This window comes from Streptomyces griseorubiginosus, assembly GCF_001514195.1.
Classification (GTDB): Bacteria; Actinomycetota; Actinomycetes; order Streptomycetales; family Streptomycetaceae; genus Streptomyces; species Streptomyces griseorubiginosus.
On sequence record NZ_KQ948735.1, the window covers coordinates 16865 to 37428 of the forward strand.

17 protein-coding genes are annotated in these 20564 nt (G+C 70.6%); 4 read left to right on the top strand and 13 right to left on the bottom strand.

Annotated features, from left to right (window positions below; genetic code table 11):
• Nucleotides 1–5: 5 nt before the first annotated feature.
• On the bottom strand, nucleotides 6–263 hold the full coding sequence (locus tag AQJ54_RS06750) for a hypothetical protein (RefSeq protein ID WP_030314191.1): 258 nt from the start codon (nucleotides 261–263) through the stop codon (nucleotides 6–8).
• A gap of 165 nt (nucleotides 264–428) precedes the next feature.
• Between AQJ54_RS06750 and AQJ54_RS06755 the strand changes: the two genes are divergently transcribed.
• Nucleotides 429–1991 carry a purple acid phosphatase family protein gene (locus tag AQJ54_RS06755; RefSeq protein ID WP_062027255.1) on the top strand — a complete coding sequence of 521 codons (1563 nt, stop codon included), beginning with the start codon at nucleotides 429–431 and terminating at the stop codon, nucleotides 1989–1991.
• A gap of 137 nt (nucleotides 1992–2128) precedes the next feature.
• Here AQJ54_RS06755 and AQJ54_RS06760 read toward each other — a convergent pair whose 3' ends face one another.
• The 10 genes from AQJ54_RS06760 to AQJ54_RS06805 all read right to left on the bottom strand — a co-directional run bounded on the left by AQJ54_RS06760 (nucleotide 2129) and on the right by AQJ54_RS06805 (nucleotide 15032).
• On the bottom strand, nucleotides 2129–3901 hold the full coding sequence (locus AQJ54_RS06760) for an IucA/IucC family protein (RefSeq protein WP_062234991.1): 1773 nt from the start codon (nucleotides 3899–3901) through the stop codon (nucleotides 2129–2131).
• Nucleotides 3898–4431, bottom strand: coding sequence for a GNAT family N-acetyltransferase (locus AQJ54_RS06765; RefSeq protein ID WP_062234993.1), 534 nt, complete (start codon nucleotides 4429–4431; stop codon nucleotides 3898–3900). Before AQJ54_RS06765 ends, AQJ54_RS06760 begins: the two co-directional genes overlap by 4 nt.
• A complete protein-coding gene (locus tag AQJ54_RS06770) occupies nucleotides 4428–5705 on the bottom strand; it encodes a lysine N(6)-hydroxylase/L-ornithine N(5)-oxygenase family protein (RefSeq protein ID WP_062234996.1) in 1278 nt (425 codons plus the stop codon). The genes AQJ54_RS06765 and AQJ54_RS06770 overlap by 4 nt, the downstream gene beginning before the upstream one ends.
• A complete protein-coding gene (gene desA, locus AQJ54_RS06775) occupies nucleotides 5689–7131 on the bottom strand; it encodes a lysine decarboxylase DesA (RefSeq protein ID WP_062234999.1) in 1443 nt (480 codons plus the stop codon). Before desA ends, AQJ54_RS06770 begins: the two co-directional genes overlap by 17 nt.
• 147 nt (nucleotides 7132–7278) lie before the next feature.
• Nucleotides 7279–8088 carry a siderophore-interacting protein gene (locus AQJ54_RS06780; RefSeq protein ID WP_062235002.1) on the bottom strand — a complete coding sequence of 270 codons (810 nt, stop codon included), beginning with the start codon at nucleotides 8086–8088 and terminating at the stop codon, nucleotides 7279–7281.
• A 93-nt stretch (nucleotides 8089–8181) separates the two neighbouring features.
• Complete coding sequence (locus tag AQJ54_RS06785; protein ID WP_062027267.1) at nucleotides 8182–9228, bottom strand: ABC transporter substrate-binding protein; 1047 nt, start codon at nucleotides 9226–9228, stop codon at nucleotides 8182–8184.
• A gap of 131 nt (nucleotides 9229–9359) precedes the next feature.
• Complete coding sequence (locus tag AQJ54_RS06790) at nucleotides 9360–10520, bottom strand: acyl-CoA dehydrogenase family protein (protein ID WP_062027268.1); 1161 nt, start codon at nucleotides 10518–10520, stop codon at nucleotides 9360–9362.
• Nucleotides 10521–10527: 7 nt separating this feature from the next.
• Complete coding sequence (locus tag AQJ54_RS06795) at nucleotides 10528–11463, bottom strand: hydroxymethylglutaryl-CoA lyase (RefSeq protein WP_062236955.1); 936 nt, start codon at nucleotides 11461–11463, stop codon at nucleotides 10528–10530.
• Nucleotides 11464–11471: 8 nt separating this feature from the next.
• Nucleotides 11472–13409 (bottom strand): acetyl/propionyl/methylcrotonyl-CoA carboxylase subunit alpha, encoded by a 1938-nt coding sequence (locus AQJ54_RS06800; RefSeq protein ID WP_062235006.1) that lies wholly within the window; start codon nucleotides 13407–13409, stop codon nucleotides 11472–11474.
• Between the two features lie 6 nt (nucleotides 13410–13415).
• On the bottom strand, nucleotides 13416–15032 hold the full coding sequence (locus tag AQJ54_RS06805; protein WP_062027273.1) for a carboxyl transferase domain-containing protein: 1617 nt from the start codon (nucleotides 15030–15032) through the stop codon (nucleotides 13416–13418).
• Nucleotides 15033–15129: 97 nt separating this feature from the next.
• Here AQJ54_RS06805 and AQJ54_RS06810 point away from each other — a divergent pair, with 97 nt between their 5' ends.
• From AQJ54_RS06810 to AQJ54_RS06820, 3 genes are all read left to right on the top strand, one after another.
• On the top strand, nucleotides 15130–15723 hold the full coding sequence (locus tag AQJ54_RS06810) for an SACE_7040 family transcriptional regulator (protein WP_062027275.1): 594 nt from the start codon (nucleotides 15130–15132) through the stop codon (nucleotides 15721–15723).
• A gap of 106 nt (nucleotides 15724–15829) precedes the next feature.
• Nucleotides 15830–16987: an acyl-CoA dehydrogenase family protein gene (locus AQJ54_RS06815; RefSeq protein WP_028810172.1), complete on the top strand. Its 1158-nt coding sequence runs from the start codon at nucleotides 15830–15832 to the stop codon at nucleotides 16985–16987.
• Nucleotides 16988–17021: 34 nt separating this feature from the next.
• Nucleotides 17022–17888: an acyl-CoA thioesterase gene (locus AQJ54_RS06820; protein ID WP_062235008.1), complete on the top strand. Its 867-nt coding sequence runs from the start codon at nucleotides 17022–17024 to the stop codon at nucleotides 17886–17888.
• A gap of 351 nt (nucleotides 17889–18239) precedes the next feature.
• On the opposite strand, the gene AQJ54_RS06825 is transcribed toward AQJ54_RS06820, so the two are convergent.
• Both AQJ54_RS06825 and AQJ54_RS06830 read right to left on the bottom strand, forming a co-directional pair.
• Nucleotides 18240–19028: a phosphatase gene (locus AQJ54_RS06825; protein WP_062236957.1), complete on the bottom strand. Its 789-nt coding sequence runs from the start codon at nucleotides 19026–19028 to the stop codon at nucleotides 18240–18242.
• A 70-nt stretch (nucleotides 19029–19098) separates the two neighbouring features.
• Nucleotides 19099–20556 (bottom strand): PucR family transcriptional regulator, encoded by a 1458-nt coding sequence (locus tag AQJ54_RS06830; RefSeq protein ID WP_211278502.1) that lies wholly within the window; start codon nucleotides 20554–20556, stop codon nucleotides 19099–19101.
• Nucleotides 20557–20564 lie beyond the last annotated feature (8 nt).

The window sequence follows — 20564 nt, forward strand, 5'->3', positions numbered from 1 at the left end:
GTCCCCTAGCCGTAGACCATGCGGCGCAGCTGCCTCAGTGTCAGCTCCGGCGGCGCCACCGCTCGATATTTCAGGTCCGCCTCGATCCGTCCGAAGATCTCCGCGTTCACCAGGCCCTGGGCCTGGAGTTCGCGGTGGCGGCGACGGACGTACTCCTCGGTCGTCTCGTCGAAGAACGCGAGCACGTCCTGGATCACGCGCAGCGCCTCGCCCCGGCTGAGGGGCGTGGACCGCGTCAGATGATCAACAAGTTCGTCGTGCACCCGGTAGATCCTGGGGGACCGGGAGCCGTTTCGCAAGAATCCTGCCCGATATCGGGCAGGGTGCTGTTGATGTTCTTATGAACGTCTGTTCGCAAGCTGTCCATCCTCCGTCCCACACCCCGTTGCCCGCGGAGACGAGTTTCAGACGCCATGGACATTCCTCGCATGGGAGTACCGGACCAGCTCGCCGAGCGCATGAGCATGGCCGAACAGCACGAGTACCTGCGCGCCAGATTCTCGCGGCGCACCATGATCAGGGGCGGAGCCGTCACCCTGGGCGCCGTCACCGGTGGCGCGTTCGTGCCCGGCGCCGTCGCCCAGGCCGCCACGCCCACCCGGACCTTCGCCTCCGCCGCGACCGTCGACGGCTCCCTGGTCGCCCCCTTCGGCCGGCACCTCGCCTACGGCGCCGACGCCCGCACCGAGATGACGATCTCGTGGCAGGTCCCGGTCGCCGTCAAGAAGCCCTTCGTCCGCATCGGCGCCCACCCCTGGGACCTCTCCCGCAAGATCGAGGCCGAGGTGCGCACCCTGTACACCCCGGCCGGTGTCGGCGCCAGCGGCGACCACACCCAGTACTACGTGCACGCGAAGCTGAGCCACCTCAAGCCCGGCCGGACCTACTACTACGGCGTCGGCCACCAGGGCTTCGACCCGGCCGAGGCACACCTCGCGGGCACCCTGGGCACCTTCACCACCGCACCCGCGCACAAGAAGCCGTTCACCTTCACGGCCTTCGGCGACCAGGGCGTCAGCTACCACGGCCTCGCCAACGACAGCCTCATCCTCGGCCAGAACCCGGCCTTCCACCTGCACGCCGGCGACATCGCCTACGCCGACCCGGCCGGCCAGGGCAAGTCCGCCGACACCGGCTTCGACTCGCGAGTGTGGGACCAGTTCCTCGCCCAGACCGAGTCGGTCGCCAAGTCCGTTCCGTGGATGGTCAGTTACGGCAACCACGACATGGAGGCCTGGTACTCGCCCAACGGCTACGGCGGCGAGGAGGCCCGCTTCACGCTCCCCGACAACGGGCCGGACAAGAAGAACCTCCCGGGCGTCTACTCCTTCGTCCACGGCAACACCGCGATCATCTCGCTGGACCCGAACGACGTCTCCTTCGAGATCCCGGCCAACCTCGGCATCTCCGGCGGCACCCAGACCAAGTGGTTCGAGGCGCAGCTGAAGAAGTACCGCGCGTCGAAGGACATCGACTTCATCGTGGTGTTCTTCCACCACTGCGCGTACTGCACCTCCACCGCGCACGCCTCGGAGGGGGGCGTGCGCCAGGAGTGGGTGCCGCTGTTCGAGAAGTACACGGTGGACCTGGTCATCAACGGCCACAACCACCAGTACGAGCGCACCGACGTCATCAAGGGCGACAAGGTCGTCAAGAAGCTCCCGATCGGCGAGACCGCCTACCCCGAGACCGAGGGCGTCGTCTACGTCACGGCGGGCGCGGCCGGCCGCAGCCTGTACGCGTTCACCGCGCCGGACTCCTACGAGGGGCACCTGAACGAGGTCGACTCGGTCGCCTCCTTCATCAACACCAAGGACGGCAAGGTCAACGAGACCGTCGCCTGGTCCCGGGTGCGCTACCTCAACTACTCCTTCCTGCGCGTGGACGTGGAGCCCGCCCCGCGCGGCCACTACGCCAAGCTGAAGGTGTCGGGCATCGCCGAGACCGGCGACCGCATCGACCACTTCACGGTGGCGCGCAAGGCGAAGTAGCCCGCTTCGGCGGGGTGACCGGAGGAGAAGGCGTCTTCGGTCGCAGGTCTTTCGTACGTCCTTCGTGCATAAGTCGAGGGTGGTGGGCCGGGTCTGCCCGGGCCGCCACCCTCGACCGGTTTCGGCGGTGCGCGGTCCTACCGGCCCGCGATGGGGTTCGTCAGCGTGCCGACCAGCTGGAGGGCGCCCGAGGGGTCCGCCAGGTCCACCATCTGCCGGTTGTTGCGCAGCTGGAGCCGGTTGAGGCAGGAGAGGGCGAACTCGGGCGCGAACATGTCGTACTGCCGGAACTTGTCCGCCAGTTCGGGCACCGAGCGCTGGTAGTCGCGGGTGACCTCGGCGACCGTGCGCCAGAAGTCCTCCTCCTCCAGGATCCCCTCGGTGGCGAGGTTCGCGGCGAGGAAGCGGAAGAAGCAGTCGAAGACGTCCGTGAAGATCGACAGCAGCTTCTTGTCGTCCGGGACCTCGACCCGCAGCCGCTCGACCGCCGGCGGCAGCACCGCCTCGGCGTCCATGACGGCGATCTCCTCGGCGATGTCCTTGTAGACCGCCCGCTCGACCACGCCGTCCCTCAGGACCAGGATGACGTTCTCGCCGTGCGGCATGAACACCAGGTCGTAGGCGTAGAAGCTGTGCAGCAGCGGGGTGTAGTAGGCGCGCAGGTAGCGGCGCAGCCAGTCCGTCGGGGTGAGGCCCGAGCGTTCGATGAGGGCGCCCGCGAAGGACCGGCCCTCGTGGTCGACGTGGACCAGCGAGGCCATGGTGGCCAGGGACTCGCCGTCCTGGAGGGACGGCACCGGGCTCTCCCGCCACAGCGCGGCGAGCATCTTGCGGTACGGCGAGTAGCGGTCCGTGGCGGCCTCGTACTCCAGGTGCCGGTAGCCCACCGCGGCCCGCTCGCGGATGATCGACAGACCGGTGGACTTGAGCACCGGGTCGCCCTCGATGAGCCCGGCGAGCCAGTCGTTGATGGCCGGGGTCGCCTCCATGTACGCGGCCGAGAGTCCGCGCATGAAGCCCATGTTGAGGACGGACAGGGCCGTCTTCACGTAGTGCTTCTCGGGGTGCGAGCGGTTGAAGAAGGTCCGGATGGACTGCTGGGCCAGGTACTCGTCGTCGCCCTCGCCCAGGCACACCAGGAGGTCACGGGCGACCTCGGCGGCGAAGGTGACGGTGAGCTTGTTCCACCACTGCCAGGGGTGGACCGGGATGAGCAGGTAGTCGGCCGGGTCGAGGCCCTTGGCGCGCAGGACGCCGTGGAAGCGCTCGACGGTCTCCTCGCCCAGCTCCTGGCGTACGAAGGTCTCGTACTCGATGCCGACCCCGGCCGTGAACGCGGCGCGGGAGCGGTGGGCGGCGAGCCAGACCAGGCGGACGGGGCTCGCGGTCTCGGGGGCGTACGAGAGGTACTCGTGGACGCCGAAGCCGAGCCGGCCGTTGTTGGCGACGAAGCAGGGGTGGCCCTCGGTCATGCCGGTCTCGATGTCCTGGAAGGACCTCCGGGCGAGCTCGGCGACCGGAACCTGCGGCTTGGTGAGTTTGTAGCAGGTGCCGGAGAGGGTGGAGGAGATCTCCTCCAGGTAGACCGGCAGGATCTCGTCGCTGAGCCCGAGAGTGTCCTTCAGTTCGATGAAGAAGTCCAGGGCGGCGAGGGGGAGTTCGGTGCCGTCGCGGTGCCGGGTGATCGAGTCGGCGTCGACCTGCCAGTGGTCGAGGGAACGGCGGACCGCGGTGAAGTCGTAGCGGGTCTTGCCGTCGTCGCTGCGGACGACGTACTGGTCCTTGTCGGTCTCCTCGGGCTCGATCAGCCGCTCGTGCGCGAACTCGGCGAGGCCCTTGCGGATCAGCAGACGGTTGGCGGTGTCCCAGCGCTCGGGGGAGAGGTGGGCGACGGCGTCGGCGAGGCTCATGCGGCCACCCCCGTCGCGGCCACGAACTGAGTCCGGGTGCAGAAGCTCAACAGAGCGACTTTCTCCGGCTTCTGTATCTCCCGCTCGGGCACGAAGCCGACCGCCGCGTTCAGGGCGTGGACGGCCTTGTTGCCGACGTCGGGCTCCACGACGACCCGCAGGACGGCCGGGTCCTCGAAGAGGTGGGCCATGACGGCGGTGATGACGGACCGGGTGAAGCCGTGGACGGGCGTGTCGGTGGCCGGGGTGAGGAAGTGCATCCCGACGTCACCGGGCCGCGGCTCGTACAGGCCGACCAGCTCGCGGTGGGCGGGGTCGTACTTCTCCATCAGGAAGGCCGGTTCGCCGTCCGCGTCGAGCCCCAGGAGCGCGTGGTGGTGCTCGTCGGCGGCGATGTCCATGTAGGCCCGCTCGACGTCCTCCAGTTTCGCGTCCTGCATCATCCAGAACGCGGCCTTGGGATGCGTGACCCACCCGTGCAGCAACTCGGCGTCCTTCAGCGGGTCGAGGGGCCGGAACGTGAAAGTCATACGGAAAACTCCTGGAACGCGATCGTCTTCTCGACCGGGTAGTACTCGGTGCCGAGCAGCTCTCGGATGATGCAGCTGTTGCGGTAGGCACCCATGCCCAGGTCGGGGCTGGTGATGCTGTGGGTGTGGACTCCGCCGTTCTGGAGGAAGACGCCTCTGCCCGTCACGTCGATCGCGTAGGTGCGGGAGACGTCGAAGTTGCCGTGCGCGTCGTAGACCAGACGGTCCCTGACCGGGGCGAGGAACTCCGGCTCGGCGTACTTGTAGCCGGTGGCGAGGACCAGGCCCTGCGTCTCGATCTCGAAGTCCTTCTGCTGCTCCTCCTGGCGGAAGCCGAGCGTGTACGTGCCGTTCTCATGGCGGGCGCTGTGCAGCGAGGAGTTGGTGAGCAGGCGGGTGGGGACCGGGCCGCCGAGGTTCTTCTGGTAGAGCAGGTCGAAGATCTCGTTGATCAGGTCGCCGTCGATGCCCTTGAACAGGCCCTTCTGCTCGGCGGTGAGCCGGTAGCGGGTGGCCTCGGGCAGCTCGCGGTAGTAGTCGATGTACTCCGGGGAGGTCATCTCCAGCGTGAGCTTGGTGTATTCGAGAGGGAAGAAGCGCGGGGAGCGGGTGACCCAGTTCAGCCGGTACCCGTGCACGTCGATCTCGGAGAGCAGGTCGTGGTAGATCTCCGCCGCGGACTGCCCGGAGCCGACGATCGTGATCGACTCCTTCTGCTGGAGCTCCGCCTTGTGCTGCATGTAGCGGGAGTTGTGGAAGAAGTCGCCGCCCAGGCCCCGCACGGCCTCCGGGTGGTGCGGGGAGGTGCCGGTGCCGAGGACCAGGTGGCGGGCGCGGAACGCGTCGCCGGTGTCGGTGCGGACGACGTACACCTCGTCCTCGTACGTCACCTCGGTGACGGTCGTGCCGAAGCGGACGTTGCTCAGCTTGTTCGCGGCCCAGCGGCAGTAGTCGTCGTACTCCACGCGCAGCGGGTAGAAGTTCTCGCGGATGTAGAACGAGTACAGCCGCCCTTTCTCCTTCAGGTAGTTGAGGAAGGAGTACGGCGAGGTCGGGTCGGCGAGGGTGACCAGGTCCGACATGAACGGGGTCTGGAGGTGGGCGCCGTCCAGGAACATGCCGGCGTGCCACTCGAAGTCGGGCTTCGACTCCAGGAGGATCCCGTCGAGTTCGTCGATGGGCTCGGTGAGGCAGGCGAGGCCGAGGTTGAACGGGCCGAGCCCGATCCCCACGAAGTCGTAGGTCTTGGTCGGGACTTCAGGACGCGCGGTCAAGGGACTCTCCCAGGTACTGCTCGGCGTGGCCGGCGATCAGGTCGAGGACGACGGACATGTCCTCGACCGTCGTCTCGGGGTTGAGCAGGGTGAACTTCAGGTAGTGGCGGCCGCCCACCTTGGTGCCCGCGACCACCGCGTCACCGGAGGCGAACAGGGCCTTGCGGGCGTACAGGTTGGCGCGGTCGATCTCGGCCGGGTCGGTGACGGCGGCCGGGATGTAGCGGAAGACCAGGGTGGAGAGGCTGGGTTCGACCACGACGTCGAAGCGCGGGTCGGCGGCGAGCAGCCTCCAGCCCTCGGCGGCCAGGTCGCAGACCTCGTCGAAGAGCTCGCCGATGCCGTCGGCGCCCATCACGCGCAGGGTCATCCACAGCTTGAGGGCGTCGAAGCGGCGGGTGGTCTGGAGGGACTTGTCGACCTGGTTGGGGATGCGTTCCTGCACCATGCGGCGCGGGTTGAGGTACTCCGCGTGGTAGGTGGCGTGCCGGAGCGTGGCCGCGTCGCGCACCAGCACGGCGGACGAACTCACCGGCTGGAAGAAGGACTTGTGGTAGTCCACGGTGACGGAGTCGGCGCGCTCGATGCCCTCGATGCGGTCCCGGTACTTCAGGGAGGCCAGCAGTCCGCAGCCGTAGGCCGCGTCGACGTGCATCCAGGCGCCGTACTGCTCGCAGAGCTCGGCGATCTCGGGCAGCGGGTCGATGGAGCCGAAGTCGGTGGTGCCGGCGGTGGCGACGACGGCCATTGGGACGAGGCCCTCCCGCTCGCAGCGCTCCAGTTCGCGGGCGAGCGCGACGGTCTGCATCCGCTTGTCGGCGCCCACGGGGACGGAGACGACCGCGTCGGCGCCCAGGCCGAGGAGTTTGGCGGACTTCTTCACGCTGAAGTGGCTCACCTCGGAGGCGAAGATCCGCAGGTCGGCCAGGTTGTCGGCCTTGGCCTCCTCGCGGGCCAGCAGCAGGGCCTGGAGGTTGGACTGGGTGCCGCCCGAGGTGAACACGCCGTCGGCGACCGGGCCCAGACCGATGCGTGCGGTCGTCCAGTCGATCAGCTTGCGTTCAATGAGGGTGCCGCCGGCCGACTGGTCCCAGGTGTCCAGGGAGGAGTTGACGGCGGAGAGGACCGCCTCGCCGAGCACGGCCGGGATGACGACCGGGCAGTTGAGATGGGCGAGATAGCGGGGGTGGTGGAAGTAGACCGCGTCCCGGAGGTAGACGTCCTCCAGCTCGTCGAGCACCGCCGTCGTGTCCAGCAGGGGCTTGTCGAGGTCGATCGCGTCGATGCGGGGGGAGAGGGCGTCGACGCCGACGCCGGTGAACGGCTTGGTGGTGGTGGCGAGTTTGGCAGCCACCCGCTCGATTCCTTCGGTCACGGAGCGGCGATACGTCTCCGCGGTCGTGTCATTGAGCAGGTGCGAGCGCATGCTGGGGTCCTCCGGTGGGGACGATCCGTGCGGGACGGGGGCAGGAGCGGGGTGATGATCCCGGCTTCAACTTAGGTAAGCCTAACCTAACTAGTCACGAGTGAAACCCGCCCCTGCCGTGACCGCCGTCACGTCTGTCGGCAGGCGTCACTCCGCAGCGCGCAGCTGCTCCTCGGTCATGCCGAGACGCCAGTAGCCCACGAACGTGACCCGGCGCCGGTCGACCCCGCGCTCGCGCACGAAGTGCCGCCGCAGCTCCTTCACGCACCCGGACTCGCCGGCGATCCAGGCGTACGGGTGCGCGGCGGGCGGGAGTTGAGCCTCGCGGATGGCGTCGAGCGCCCTCTCCCCGACGAGCCAGGTGATCTCGGCGTCCGCCTCGGTCGCCAGATCCTGGATGTCCCCGGCGTCGTGCACTTCGAGCCAGACCCGGGCCCGCTGTCCGGCGGGAAGCGCTTCGAGGATCGCGGAGACGGCGGGCAATGCGGTCTCGTCGCCCCACAGCAGCACGAGATCGGTGTCGGCGGGCGGCCGGAACCGGATGGCCCGGTTGTCGGCGATCGCGGGCCCGAGCAACTGGACCCGGTCACCGGCGGAGGCACGTGCGGCCCACCGGGACGCGGGCCCGGCGGGCTCGTGCAGCACGAAGTCGATGTCGATCTCGTCGGGATCGCGGCGCAGGCTCCGCAGGGTGTACGACCGCATCACCGCCCGCACGTCATCGGGCTGCTCCCGCCAGGCCTGCCACCACCCGTCCCCGAGTTCCACGGGAACCCCGGGCTCGGCCCGCCCCTCGGCGGGCAGGAAGAGGGACAGGGACTGGTCGTGCCCGTCGGAGAAGAAGTACTGGAGATCCTCTCCGGCGAAGGTGACCCGGACGAGAGACGGCCCGAGCCGCCGAGTCCGTGCAACTTGCAGAGCGAAGAAGCGGAAGGGGGCGGCTACGGCCGTGGTCATGCGGGTACCTCCTGAATCGACGTCAGGTGTGCCTACTCAGGGGCGCGGGGAACTGCGCGACCAGCCCCCACGCGCCCGCAGCGAACAACGCGCCTAACTGACCTTCTTCGCGCTCTCGATCGCCTTCGCCAGGTTCTCCACCATCGCCACGCACTTGTCGTACGACGGAATCGGCTCAGGAGACCGGGAGATGACCTGCCCCGCCTTCACCGCAGGCAGCTTCTTCCAGGTCGCCTCGGTGATGTCGGCGGGCTGGATCGTCGCCGTGCGGTCGTCCATCATGATGATGTCGGCCTTGTACTTGTCGACGTTCTCCCAGCTCAGCGACTCGTACCAGCCGCCGGAGGCCTTCAGCACGGACGCCGACGGCTCCACGAAGTTCACCCCGAGCGCCTTGAAGTACTCGAGGTCGACGGAGAGGTTGGAGCCGGAGACGTAGAAGACGTCCTGCGCGGCGGACCCGGCGAGCACCTTGATGTCGGGGTGGGCCTTGGCGGCCGCCCGCAGTCGCTCCGACGCCGCTTCGAACCGCTTCTTCGCGTCGGTGACCTTGGCCGCCTTCATGTCCGCGCCGAGGGACTCGGCCAGCTCCCAGACCTTCTGGAGCGGTGCGGTGAGCTGGCGGTCGTACACGGAGATGCCGACGCTCGGCGCGAGCTTCGCGATCTTGGAGGCGGAGGCGGCCGGGACGTACCAGAGGGTTCCGGCGCTGTCGAACATCGTGGTGATGAGGACCTCGGGCGCGAAGGCCGCGTACTGCTCGACGTTGAACTGGTCCCAGACGTTGCCGAAGACCGTCAGCTTGCTGACGTCCATGTCGCCGGCCTGGACATCGGCCTTGCCGTCCTTGGTCTTGGTGGGGCCGAAGACGCCCTTGACCTCGATGCCGTAGTCGTAGAGCGCGGCCGCGACCCCGGTGAAGGCGACGATCTTCGTGGGGACCTTGTCCAGCTTCACGGTGGTGCCGCGGTCGTCCTTGAAGGACCAGGGGCCGGACTTGGCGGCCGTGGTCCCCTTGTCGCTGCCCGTCGCGCTGGAGTCGTCGTCTCCGCAGGCGGCGAGCGCGGCGCCGAGGCCGAGGGCGCCACCCGCGGCGAGGATGCCGCGGCGGGTGAGGTGGGCGACTCTTGCGTGGGACATGTGTGGCTGCTTTCGAACGGGGCGAAGCGCCCGCCGGACAAGTTCCAAGGTAGGTTAGCCTAACCTCATCAGTTGTCCAGAGGGTGGGTGCGTCGCCCCGTCCGGGCTGAGGGTGCCCTGCCGGTCCCGGTCTAACCGGCCAGCCCCAACTCCCGTGCGATCAGCATCCGCTGCACCTCGCTCGTGCCCTCGCCGATCTCCAGGATCTTGGAGTCGCGCCACATGCGGGCCACCGGGTACTCGTTCATGAAGCCGTAGCCGCCGTGGATCTGGGTGGCGTCACGGGCGTTGTCCACGGCGACCGTGGAGGAGTACAGCTTGGCGAGGGCCGCCTCCTTCTTGAAGGGCTCGCCGGCGACCAGGCGCGAGGCCGCGTCGCGCCAGGCGAGCCGGGCCGTGTGGGCCTTCATCTCCATGTCGGCGATCTTGAACTGGATGGCCTGGTTGGCGCCGATGGGCCTCCCGAACGCCTCCCGCTCCTTCGCGTACTTCACCGACTCGTCCACACAGCCCTGGGCGAGTCCGGTCCCGAGCGCCGCGATGGCGATCCGGCCCTCGTCGAGGATGCGCAGGAACTGGGCGTAGCCGCGGCCCTGTTCGCCCAGCAGGTTCGCCGCCGGCACCCGGACGTCCGCGAAGGACAGCTCACGGGTGTCGGAGGCGTTCCAGCCGACCTTCGAGTACGGCGCCGCGACCGTGAAGCCGGGGGTGCCCGAGGGGACGATGATCGAGGAGATCAGGGGCTTGCCGTCGGGCTTGCGGCCGGTGACCGCGGTGACGGTGACCAACCCCGTGATGTCGGTGCCGGAGTTGGTGATGAAGCACTTGGTGCCGTTGATGACCCACTCGTCGGTGTCGGGGTCCAGGCGGGCCGTCGTCCGGGTCGCCCCGGCGTCGCTGCCGCCGTCCGGCTCGGTGAGGCCGAAGGCGCCCAGGATCTCGCCCGAGCACAGCCGGGGCAGCCACTCGCGCTTCTGCTCCTCGGTGCCGAACAGGTGCAGCGGCATGGCCCCCAGGGAGACGCCGGCCTCCAGGGTGATCGCCACCGACGAGTCCACGCGCGCCAGTTCCTCAAGCGCGAGGCCGAGCGCCAGGTAGTCGCCGCCCATCCCGCCGTACTCCTCGGGGAACGGCAGCCCGAACAGGCCCATGCGGCCCATCTCGCGGACGATCTCGTACGGGAACTCGTGGTGCTCGTAGTACTCGCCGATCTTGGGCGCCACTACGTCGTGGGCGAACTCCTCGACGGTACGGCGGAGTTCTTCCAGCTCGGGGGAGAGGCGGTGGTCCATGGGCGGTTCACTCCTGGTGGGAGAGGGCGCGGACGGTGCGGGACGGGCTGGGTCGGCCCAGGTGTTCGGCCATCCAGGCGCTGGTGGCGACGAGACGGCCGAGGTCGACACCGGTGTCGATGCCGAGGCCCTGAAGCATCCACACGAGGTCTTCGGTGGCGAGGTTGCCGGTGGCGGACTTGGCGTAGGGGCAGCCGCCGAGGCCGCCCGCGGAGGCGTCCACCGTGGTGACGCCGTGCTGGAGGGCCGCGTAGGTGTTGGCGAGGGCCTGGCCGTAGGTGTCGTGGAAGTGCACGCCCACCTTCTCGACGGGGACGTCGAGTTCGGTCAGCAGCGCGCGGACGTGGCCCGGGGTCGCCACCCCGATGGTGTCGCCGAGGCTCAGTTCGTCGCAGCCCATGTCGAGCAGGGCCCGGCACACGCGCACGACCTGGGGGACCGGGACCGCGCCCTCCCAGGGGTCGCCGAAGCACATCGACAGGTAGCCGCGCACATGCACGCCCTCGGCCTTGGCCCGGCCGACGACCGGCTCGAACATCGCCAGCGCCTCGTCGAGCGTGCGGTTGAGGTTGGCCTTGGCGAAGGACTCGGTGGCGCTGGCGAACACGGCGACGCGGGTCGCGCCCAGCGCGAGGGCGCGGTCCAGGCCGCGTTCGTTCGGGACGAGGACCGGCAGGTCCACGGCGAGGTCGCTGACCTGCGGGAACAGCTGCTCGGCGTCGGCGAGTTGGGGCACCCACTTCGGGTGGACGAAGCTGGTCGCCTCGATGGTCGTCAGCCCGGCCTCGGCGAGGCGGCGCACGAACTCCGCCTTCACCTCGGTGGGCACGGTCGACTTCTCGTTCTGGAGGCCGTCGCGGGCGCCGACCTCGTGGATGCGGACGCGGGTGGGCAGACCGGGTTCGGGGACGGTCATGGGCAGGCCGGGCTCGGGAACGGTCATGGGCGAGGTCACCGCGCCACCTCCTCGCGGGCCTCGTGGGGTGTGATCACGGCCAGCACCTGGTCCATGGCGACCGTGGTGCCGGGCCTGACGTCCAGCTCGGCGACGGTGCCGGCGTGCGGTGCGGAGATGACGTGCTCCATCTTCATGGCCTCGACGACCAGCAGGCTCTGCCCCGCGGTCACCTCGTCCCCGACCGCCACCTTCACCACGGTCACCGTGCCGGGCATGGGCGCGGTGAGGGAGTCGGCGCCGGCGTGGGCGGCCCGGGTGAGGGACGCGGCCACCGGGTCGTGGTCCCGGACCTGCCAGGCGTCGCCGTCCCGGCCGATCCAGTCGGCGGCGCGGTGGAAGGTGTGCCGGACGCCGTCGAGGGTGACGGTGACCTGGTCGTCGGTGAGGGTGTGGGTGCCGCGGTTCCGGTGAGTGACGGGTTCGAGTCCCGTCACTCTCAGCGGGAAGCCGACGGCTTTCGTGAAGCCAGTGCCGCCCATCCGCCACCCGCTCGGCACCGAGAACGGATCGGTCCAGCCCCCTTCACGAGGCCGCAGCCCGTCGAGCCGTACGGCCGCCGCCGCCTCGTACACCTCCTCCGGTACGTCCGTGGAGACCAGGTCGTCCACCACCCGCTCCACGAGCCCGGTGTCCAACTCGCCCTTCACCACGTCCGGATGGGCGAGCAGCCGCCGCAGGAACCCCGCGTTGGTCTGCACGCCCAGCGTCACCGTGTCCGCGAGGGCCGCCCGGAGCTTCCTGAGCGCGGTCTCCCGGTCGGGGCCGTACGCGATGACCTTGGACAGCATCGGGTCGTACAGGCTGCCGACCTCGGTGCCCTCGCTGAGCCCGGAGTCGGTGCGCACGCCGTCGCCCTGGGGTTCGCGCAGCCTCACCACGGTGCCGCCGGAGGGGAGGAACCCGCGCGCGGGGTCCTCCGCGCAGATCCGGGCCTCGACGGCGTGGCCGGTCAGCCGGACGCCCTCCTGCCCGTACGGCAGCGACTCGCCCGCCGCGACCCGCAGCTGCCACTCCACCAGGTCGAGGCCGGTGACGAGCTCGGTGACCGGGTGCTCCACCTGGAGGCGGGTGTTCATCTCCATGAAGTAGTACGAGGACGGGTCGTCGCCCGGCACGATGAACTCCACGGTGCCGGCGCCCCGGTAGCCGCAGGAGCGGGCCGCCTGGACCGCCGCCTCGCCCATGGACGCGCGCGTGGCCTCGTCCAGGAGGACGCTGGGCGCCTCCTCGACGATCTTCTGGTGGCGGCGCTGGAGGGAGCACTCGCGTTCGCCGAGGTGGATCACGTTGCCGTGGCCGTCGGCGAGAACCTGGATCTCGATGTGCCGGGGCCGGTCCACCCAGCGCTCCACGAGCAGGGTGTCGTCGCCGAAGGAGGAGCGGGCCTCGCGGCGGGCGGCGGCGATCTCCTCCTCCAGGACGGTGAGGTCCCGGACCAGCCGCATGCCCTTGCCGCCGCCGCCCGCGCTGGGCTTGAGGAGCACGGGGGCGCCCAACGCGCGCGCGGCCTCGGCGAGTTCGGGGTCACGGCCGCCGGGGACGACCGGTACTCCGGCCGCCTGGACGGTCTCCTTGGCGCGGATCTTGTCGCCCATGAGCGCGATGGCGTCCGAGGGCGGCCCGATGAAGACCAGGCCCGCGTCGACGCACGCGCGCGCGAAGGCCGCGTTCTCCGCGAGGAAGCCGTAGCCGGGGTGGACGGCCTGGGCGCCGCTGCGGCCGCCCGCCTCCAGGAGCCGCTCCACGGACAGATAGCTCTCCGACGCCGGCGCCGGTCCCAGCCGTACGCCGGTGTCGGCCTCCCTCACGTGCCGGGCGTCGGCGTCCGCGTCGGAGAAGACGGCGACGGAGCGGACGCCCAGGGACCTGAGCGTGCGGATGACGCGGACCGCGATCTCGCCCCGGTTGGCGACAAGCACTGTGTCAAACATGGGTCCTCACATCCGGAAGACGCCGAACTGGGGTTCGCCCAGTGGCGCGTTGGCGCATGCGGTCAGGGCAAGTCCGAGCACCTGACGGGTGTCGAGCGGGTCGATGACCCCGTCGTCCCACAGGCGGGCGGTGGCGTAGTAGGCGTTGCCCTGGCGCTCGTACTGGGCGCGGATCGGGTCCTTGAAGGACTCCTCGTCCTCGGCGGCCCAGGCCTCTCCCCGGGCTTCCAGCTGGTCCCGCTTGACGGTCGCGAGGACGGAGGCGGCCTGCTCGCCGCCCATCACGGAGATCTTGGCGTTGGGCCACATCCACAGGAAGCGGGGGGAGTAGGCCCGGCCGCACATCGAGTAGTTCCCGGCGCCGTAGGAACCGCCGACGACCACCGTCAGCTTGGGCACGCGCGTGCAGGCGACCGCGGTCACCATCTTGGCGCCGTGCTTGGCGATGCCGCCGGCCTCGTAGTCCTTGCCGACCATGAAGCCGGAGATGTTCTGGAGGAACAGCAGCGGGATGCCGCGCTGGTCGCACAGCTCGATGAAGTGGGCGCCCTTCTGGGCGGACTCGGAGAACAGGATGCCGTTGTTGCCGATGATCCCGACCGGGTGGCCGTGGATCCGGGCGAACCCGGTGACCAGGGTCTGCCCGAACTCGGCCTTGAACTCGGCGAACCGGGAGCCGTCGGTGATGCGGGCGATGATCTCGCGGACGTCGTAGGGGGTGCGGGAGTCCACCGGCACCGCGCCGTACAGGCCGTAGGGGTCGACCTTGGGCTCCACCGCGGGCTCCACCGACCAGGGCAGCGGCCCGCGCGCGGGAAGGGTCGCGGCGATGTTCCGCACGATCCTGAGGGCGTGGGCGTCGTCCTCGGCGAGGTGGTCGGTGACGCCGGACACGCGCGCGTGCACCTCGCCGCCGCCGAGCTCCTCCGCGGTGACGACCTCGCCGGTGGCCGCCTTCACCAGGGGAGGGCCGCCGAGGAAGATCGTGCCCTGGTTGCGGACGATCACCGCCTCGTCGCTCATGGCCGGGACGTACGCCCCGCCTGCCGTGCACGACCCGAGGACCGCGGCGATCTGCGGGATGCCCGCGCCGGACATCCGGGCCTGGTTGTAGAAGATCCGCCCGAAGTGCTCGCGGTCCGGGAAGACCTCGTCCTGCATGGGCAGGAAGGCACCGCCGGAGTCCACCAGGTAGATGCAGGGGAGCCGGTTGTCGAGCGCCACCTCCTGGGCCCGCAGGTGCTTCTTCACCGTCATCGGGTAGTACGTGCCGCCCTTGACGGTGGCGTCGTTGGCGACGACCACGCACTCGCGCCCGCTCACCCGCCCGATCCCGGCGATGACCCCGGCGGCCGGGGCCTGTCCGTCGTACATCCCGTCGGCCGCGAGCGGAGCCAGCTCCAGGAAGGGCGAGCCCGGGTCCAGAAGGGTGTCGACGCGGTCCCGGGGCAGCAGCTTGCCCCGCGCGGTGTGCCGCTCGCGCGCCCGCTCCCCGCCGCCCAGCGCGGCAGCGGCGAGCTTGCCGCGCAGCTCGTCCACGAGGGCCCGGTGGGCCTCCTCGTTGGCCTTCCAGGCCGCCGACGCGGGGTCTGCCGCGCTCGTCAGCTCCGGTGCCTGATCCATGTCCGGTGGTCCCCTCACCCAGTGATCGCCTGTTAATGAGCGTTAACCATTTCCTTCAGGTTAACGACCGCTAACCTCCCTGTCTAGAATTGCTCGCATGGCCACGAGAACCGACGCCCCCACCCGCCGCGAGCAGATCCTCAAGGAGGCCGCGCGGCTCTTCGCCGAGCGCGGGTTCCACGGCGTGGGCGTGGACGAGATAGGCGCGGCGGTCGGCATCAGCGGGCCCGGCCTCTACCGGCACTTCGCGGGCAAGGACGCGATGCTGGCGGAGCTGCTGGTGGGCATCAGCGGCCAGCTCCTGACCGGCGGGAAGCGGCGGGTGGCCGAGTCGGACGGCGGCGACCCCGAGGCGCTGCTCGACTCCCTGATCGAGGGCCACATCGACTTCGCGCTCGACGACCGCCCCCTGATCACCCTGCACGACCGTGAGCTGGACCGCCTGCGCGACAGCGACCGCAAGCTGGTCCGCCAGCTCCAGCGCCAGTACGTCGAGCTGTGGGTGGAGGTCCTGCGCGAGGTCTACCCCGGCCTCCTGGAACCCGCGGCCCGCTCGGCCGTGCACTCCGTCTTCGGCCTCCTGAACTCCACCCCGCACCTGGGCCGCCCGGGTTCCCTGCCGGGCCGTGCGGCGACGGCAGCCCTGCTGCACCGGATGGCGCGGGGCGCCTTCGCGGCCGCCGGGGCGTGACGAGCGTTACGGGATCACCTCTGGACGCCCCTTCGTACTCGCCGGTACGGTTAATCTGAGCAAGCGCTTAGACATGCACTCTTTCAGTCAGGTGGAGGTGGCGGCGGTGCGCCGTACTGTGTTCAACGAGGACCACGAGGCGTTCCGGGAGACCCTGCGCGCCTTCATCGAGGCCGAGGTCGTGCCCGTCTACGACGAGTGGTTCGCGGCCGGCCAGGCGCCCCGCGACTTCTACTACAAGCTCGCCGAGCTCGGCATCTTCGGCATCCGCGTGGACGAGGAGTACGGCGGCGCCGGCATCGACTCGTACAAGTTCGAGGCCGTGATGTACGAGGAGACCGCGCGCGCGGGCGTGCAGTTCGGCGGCTCCGGTGTGCACGTCCTGCTGGGCCTGCCCTACATCAAGATGCTCGCCACCGACGAGCAGAAGAAGCGCTTCCTGCCGAAGTTCGTCTCCGCCGAGGAGATGTGGGCCCTCGCGATGACCGAGCCGGGCACCGGCTCCGACCTCGCGGGCATGAAGACCACCGCCAAGCTCTCCGAGGACGGCACGCACTACGTCCTCAACGGCGCCAAGACCTTCATCACCGGTGGTGTGCACGCCGACCGTGTGATCGTCTGCGCCCGCACCTCCGCGCCGACCGCCGAGGACCGCCGCTTCGGCATCTCCCTGTTCGCCGTGGACACCAAGTCCGAGGGCTACTCGGTCGGCCGCAAGCTCGACAAGCTCGGCCTGAAGACGTCCGACACCGCCGAGCTCGCGTTCGTCGACGTCAAGGTGCCCGTCGAGGACCTCCTCGGCGAGGAGAACAAGGGCTTCTACTACCTGGGCCACAACCTCGCCTCCGAGCGCTGGGGCATCGCCTTCGGCGCCTACGCGCAGGCCAAGGCCGCGGTCCGGTTCGCCCAGCAGTACGTGACGGAGCGCACCGTCTTCGGCAAGCCGGTCGCGTCCTTCCAGAACACCAAGTTCGAGCTGGCCGCCTGCAAGGCCGAGGTGGACGCGGCCGAGGCCGTCGTGGACCGCGCCCTGGAGGCCCTCGACGCCGGTGAGCTGACCCCCGCCGAGGCCGCCAGCGCCAAGCTGTTCGCCACCGAGGTCGCCCACCGTGTCATCGACCGCTGCCTCCAGCTGCACGGCGGCTACGGCTTCATGAACGAGTACCCGATCGCCCGCCTGTACGCGGACAACCGCGTCAACCGCATCTACGGCGGCACCAGCGAGATCATGAAGTCGATCATCGCGAAGGACATGGGTCTGTAGTCGGCGCGGAATCAGCGACCGGTACAACAGCTCCATGAGCCAGGCACTTCAGGACCTCCTCGATCTGCTCGACCTCGAGCAGATCGAGGAGAACATCTTCCGCGGCGCCTCCCGCCCCGCCGTCGTCCCCCGGGTCTTCGGCGGGCAGGTCGCCGCCCAGGCGCTGGTCGCCGCCGGGCGGACGGTCCCCGAGGACCGGCTCGCCCACTCCCTGCACGCGTACTTCCTGCGTGCGGGCGACCCCGGCGCGCCGATCGTCTACACCGTCGACCGCATGAACGACGGCCGGTCCTTCACCGCCCGCCGGGTCCTCGCGGTCCAGCACGGCCAGCCGATCTTCGCCCTCTCCGCCTCCTTTCAGCGGTACGAGGAGGGCTTCGAGCACCAGGCCGCCATGCCGGCCGCCCCCGACCCGGCCACGCTCCCCACCTCGCAGGAGCGGCTGCGCGGCTACGACCACCTGGACCCGGCGGTCGTGGAGCGGTTCCTGGAGGCCCGTGAGGCCATCGACCTGCGGTACGCCGAGGAGCCGCCGTACGGAAAGTTCGGCGAGCCGCGCGAACCGCACTCGCAGGTCTGGTTCCGCACCAACGGCAAGCTCGCCGACGACCCGCTCCTGCACGTCGTGCTCGCCACGTACGTCTCCGACATGACGCTCCTCGACTCGGTGCTCCTCGCGCACGGCCGCGGTGGCTGGGCCACCGGAGACGTCGTCGGGGCCTCGCTGGACCACGCGATGTGGTTCCACCGCCCCTTCCGGGCCGACGAATGGCTCCTGTACGACCAGGAGTCCCCGTCGGCCTCCGCCGGCCGCGGCCTCGGCCAGGCCCGCATCTGGACCCAGGACGGCCGCCTGGCCATCTCGGTGATCCAGGAGGGCGTGGTCCGGGCCCCCAGGTGAGCCGGGGGCCTGGCGCAGGCGGGGCTCGGCGGCAAGGTGAGCCGGGCCTGCCGCGGACCGCCTTGGCGCCCAGGTGAGCCGGGGGCCTACCGCAGACGGCCTCGGCGGCCAGGTGACGCGGGCCTTTCGCAGGTCGCCCTCGGCGGTCAGGGGACGCGGGTCTCCGGCGGACCGCCTTTGGCGCCCAGGTGACGCGGGCCTGTCGTAGGTCGGCCTCGGCGGCCGGGTGACGCGGGTTTCCGGCGGACCGCCTCGGCGGCCAGGTGACGTGGGCCTATCCACAGACCGCCTCGGCCCCCACGTGACCCGCGCCCAGCGCAGACCGTCTCGGCGCCCAGGTGAGCCGGAGGCCTACCGCAGGCCCGCCTCGTTCAGCAGGTACGCCGTCATCGGGTCGTAGTGGCGCGGGCTCACCACGTGGTCGTCGAGCGGGACCGTTACCTGGACCGTGCCCTCCGACTCGCCCACGAAGAGCGCCGGGTCGTTGCAGTCGGCGTAACCGACGGAGTCCACGCCGTGCTGGGCTGCGTACCCCGCCCAGCCGTGGTCGGCGACGACCAGGTCCGGCAGCGGCCGGCCCTCCCGCTCCAGGGCCGTGAGGATGGCCTTCATCGGGTCGCCGGAGTGGGTGTGCCAGAGCGTGGCGCCGTGCTCCAGGACCGCCACGTCCGCGAACTGCATGACGTACCCCTCGTCCGTCTGGAGCCCCTCCGGGATGACCACGATCTCGCAGCCGGCCGAGCGCAGCGCCGCGGCAGTGGCCCGGTGGACGTCGAGGAGGCCGCCGGGGTGGCCGGTAGCGAACAGCACCGCCTGCTGCCCGTCCGCCGCCTTGCGCAGCCGCGCCGCCATCCGCTCCAGCCCGCCGACGGTCAGCTCCGGGTCGATGGTGTCCTGGCCGTACCGGTACTCCGGGTCGTCGTTGACCCCCACCCGCTCCGCCATCACCGCGAGCACGTCCTGCTCGTCGCTCCAGCGGTCACCCAGCTCAAGACCGAGCCAGTAGTGGCGGTTGCCGTTCGCCAGCTGGCGGTAGTGCGAGAGGTTGTTCTCCCGCGGGGTGGCGACCTCGCCCGCGATACGGGTTCTCACAAGGTGGTCGACGAGCTCGGCGCGGCTGGGTGTCCCGGGTATCGGCATGCCTCCCATTCTGATGCACGCCTTCACACCACCGCCGCGCATCCCGCACGCTGGGACGCGGGTCACGCGATCACGGCCGCCGCAGCGCGAACCACAGCTCCATCCGTACGTCCGGGTCGTCCAGGTCCAGTTCCAGCAGCGCCGCGCACTTCGCGATCCGCTGCCGCACGGTGTTGCGGTGCACGTCCAGGGCGACCGCCGTACGGTCCCAGCCGCCGTGCAGGGACAGCCAGGTGCGCAGGGTCTCGGCGAGTGCCGGGGGCAGCGGCGCCAGGAGGGCCCGGGCGTGCGCCTCGGCGTCCTCCGGCGGCACCAGGTCCGCGAGCGCCGGGCGGTCCCCGTACCGCACCAGCCCGGCGCGGACGGCCCGGGCGCGGGCCAGCGCCCGACCCGCCTGGACGTCGGCACCGGCCCACTCGGCGGGAGCGGCGACGGCACTGACCCCGAGCGTCCACCCCGGCTGCGGGCCCGGCTCCCGCTCGGCGGGCAGCAGCACCCGTACGACGTCCCCGGCCACGTCGACCAGCGGCGAGCCGAGCGCGGCACCGAGGGCGGAGGCGGCCACGGGGTCGGGCGGGGCCGCGTCGGGCCGGGCGTGCACGACGACCCAGCGGCCGCCACCGAGCAGCGGGGCCACCTCCTCGGCCGCCGCGCCCAGCAGCAGCCGTACCAGAGCGGACGACCGTGCGGCCCCCGACCCGCTCTGATGCTCACCGGTGAGCAGGGACAGCAGCACGGCGGCGACGGAGGCGACGGTGTGGTCCCCGGGCTCACGGCGGTCACTGACGACCCCGAGCACGAACCCGCGCCCGGCACCGAGGGACCAGGCGGCGAGGTGGGTGCCCTCGGTGACATGGGTGGCGGAGTTCGGCGTACCGGGACCCGAGGGGCGTACGACCTGCGCGAGCTCGGCCAGCGCGGCCCGGGCGGCCGGCCCGGCGGGGCGCCCCGCGGCCGCCAGCTCCACCCCGTCCGGTCCGAACAGCACCGCCCGGCCGCCCACCCGTTGCGCCAGCTGCCGCAGCACGGACGGCACCGGGTCCGGGCGGGACGCGGCGGCGGCCAGGCTCTGCTGGGCCTCCGTCACGCGGCGGAGTTCGGCGTGCCGGGCCTGGGCCATCAGCTGCCAGACCGCGCGGGCCACGCCGGAGAAGGTGGTCCGGGGCGGCACCTCGATCAGGGGCAGTTCGTAGGTGTCGCAGGCCGCGACCAGGGCCCGGGGGACGGTTTCGTGCACGGGTGCCAGGCCGAAGCCGAGGGCCACGCCGCCCGCCGTGACGATCCGCGAGACGTAGTCGTCGAAGTAGGTGCCCGAGCCCGCCGCCTCCGGGATGTGCACCCCCGCCGTCAGCAGCAGCTCACCGCCCAGCAGATACGGGTACGGGTCCGCCATCTCCGAGGTGTGCGCCCAGTGGATCACCGTGGCGGGGTCCGAGGGCCCCGCGATCTGCCGCAGCCCCAGGTCCTCACGGGCCAGCAGCGCGGCCAGCGGGACCGGTGGGGTGGGTGGGACAGCCGGGTCCGGCATGGTGGACG

What these genes read in the sequence shown, in the direction of transcription:
- AQJ54_RS06755 (WP_062027255.1), top strand. Translation starts at nt 429, where the DNA reads ATGGGAGTACCGGACCAGCTCGCCGAGCGCATGAGCATGGCCGAACAG.
- AQJ54_RS06760 (WP_062234991.1), bottom strand. Translation starts at nt 3,901, where the DNA reads ATGAGCCTCGCCGACGCCGTCGCCCACCTCTCCCCCGAGCGCTGGGAC.
- AQJ54_RS06765 (WP_062234993.1), bottom strand. Translation starts at nt 4,431, where the DNA reads ATGACTTTCACGTTCCGGCCCCTCGACCCGCTGAAGGACGCCGAGTTG.
- desA (WP_062234999.1), bottom strand. Translation starts at nt 7,131, where the DNA reads ATGCGCTCGCACCTGCTCAATGACACGACCGCGGAGACGTATCGCCGC.
- AQJ54_RS06780 (WP_062235002.1), bottom strand. Translation starts at nt 8,088, where the DNA reads ATGACCACGGCCGTAGCCGCCCCCTTCCGCTTCTTCGCTCTGCAAGTT.
- AQJ54_RS06785 (WP_062027267.1), bottom strand. Translation starts at nt 9,228, where the DNA reads ATGTCCCACGCAAGAGTCGCCCACCTCACCCGCCGCGGCATCCTCGCC.
- AQJ54_RS06790 (WP_062027268.1), bottom strand. Translation starts at nt 10,520, where the DNA reads ATGGACCACCGCCTCTCCCCCGAGCTGGAAGAACTCCGCCGTACCGTC.
- AQJ54_RS06795 (WP_062236955.1), bottom strand. Translation starts at nt 11,463, where the DNA reads ATGACCGTTCCCGAGCCCGGCCTGCCCATGACCGTCCCCGAACCCGGT.
- AQJ54_RS06800 (WP_062235006.1), bottom strand. Translation starts at nt 13,409, where the DNA reads ATGTTTGACACAGTGCTTGTCGCCAACCGGGGCGAGATCGCGGTCCGC.
- AQJ54_RS06805 (WP_062027273.1), bottom strand. Translation starts at nt 15,032, where the DNA reads ATGGATCAGGCACCGGAGCTGACGAGCGCGGCAGACCCCGCGTCGGCG.
- AQJ54_RS06810 (WP_062027275.1), top strand. Translation starts at nt 15,130, where the DNA reads ATGGCCACGAGAACCGACGCCCCCACCCGCCGCGAGCAGATCCTCAAG.
- AQJ54_RS06820 (WP_062235008.1), top strand. Translation starts at nt 17,022, where the DNA reads ATGAGCCAGGCACTTCAGGACCTCCTCGATCTGCTCGACCTCGAGCAG.
- AQJ54_RS06825 (WP_062236957.1), bottom strand. Translation starts at nt 19,028, where the DNA reads ATGCCGATACCCGGGACACCCAGCCGCGCCGAGCTCGTCGACCACCTT.
- AQJ54_RS06830 (WP_211278502.1), bottom strand. Translation starts at nt 20,556, where the DNA reads ATGCCGGACCCGGCTGTCCCACCCACCCCACCGGTCCCGCTGGCCGCG.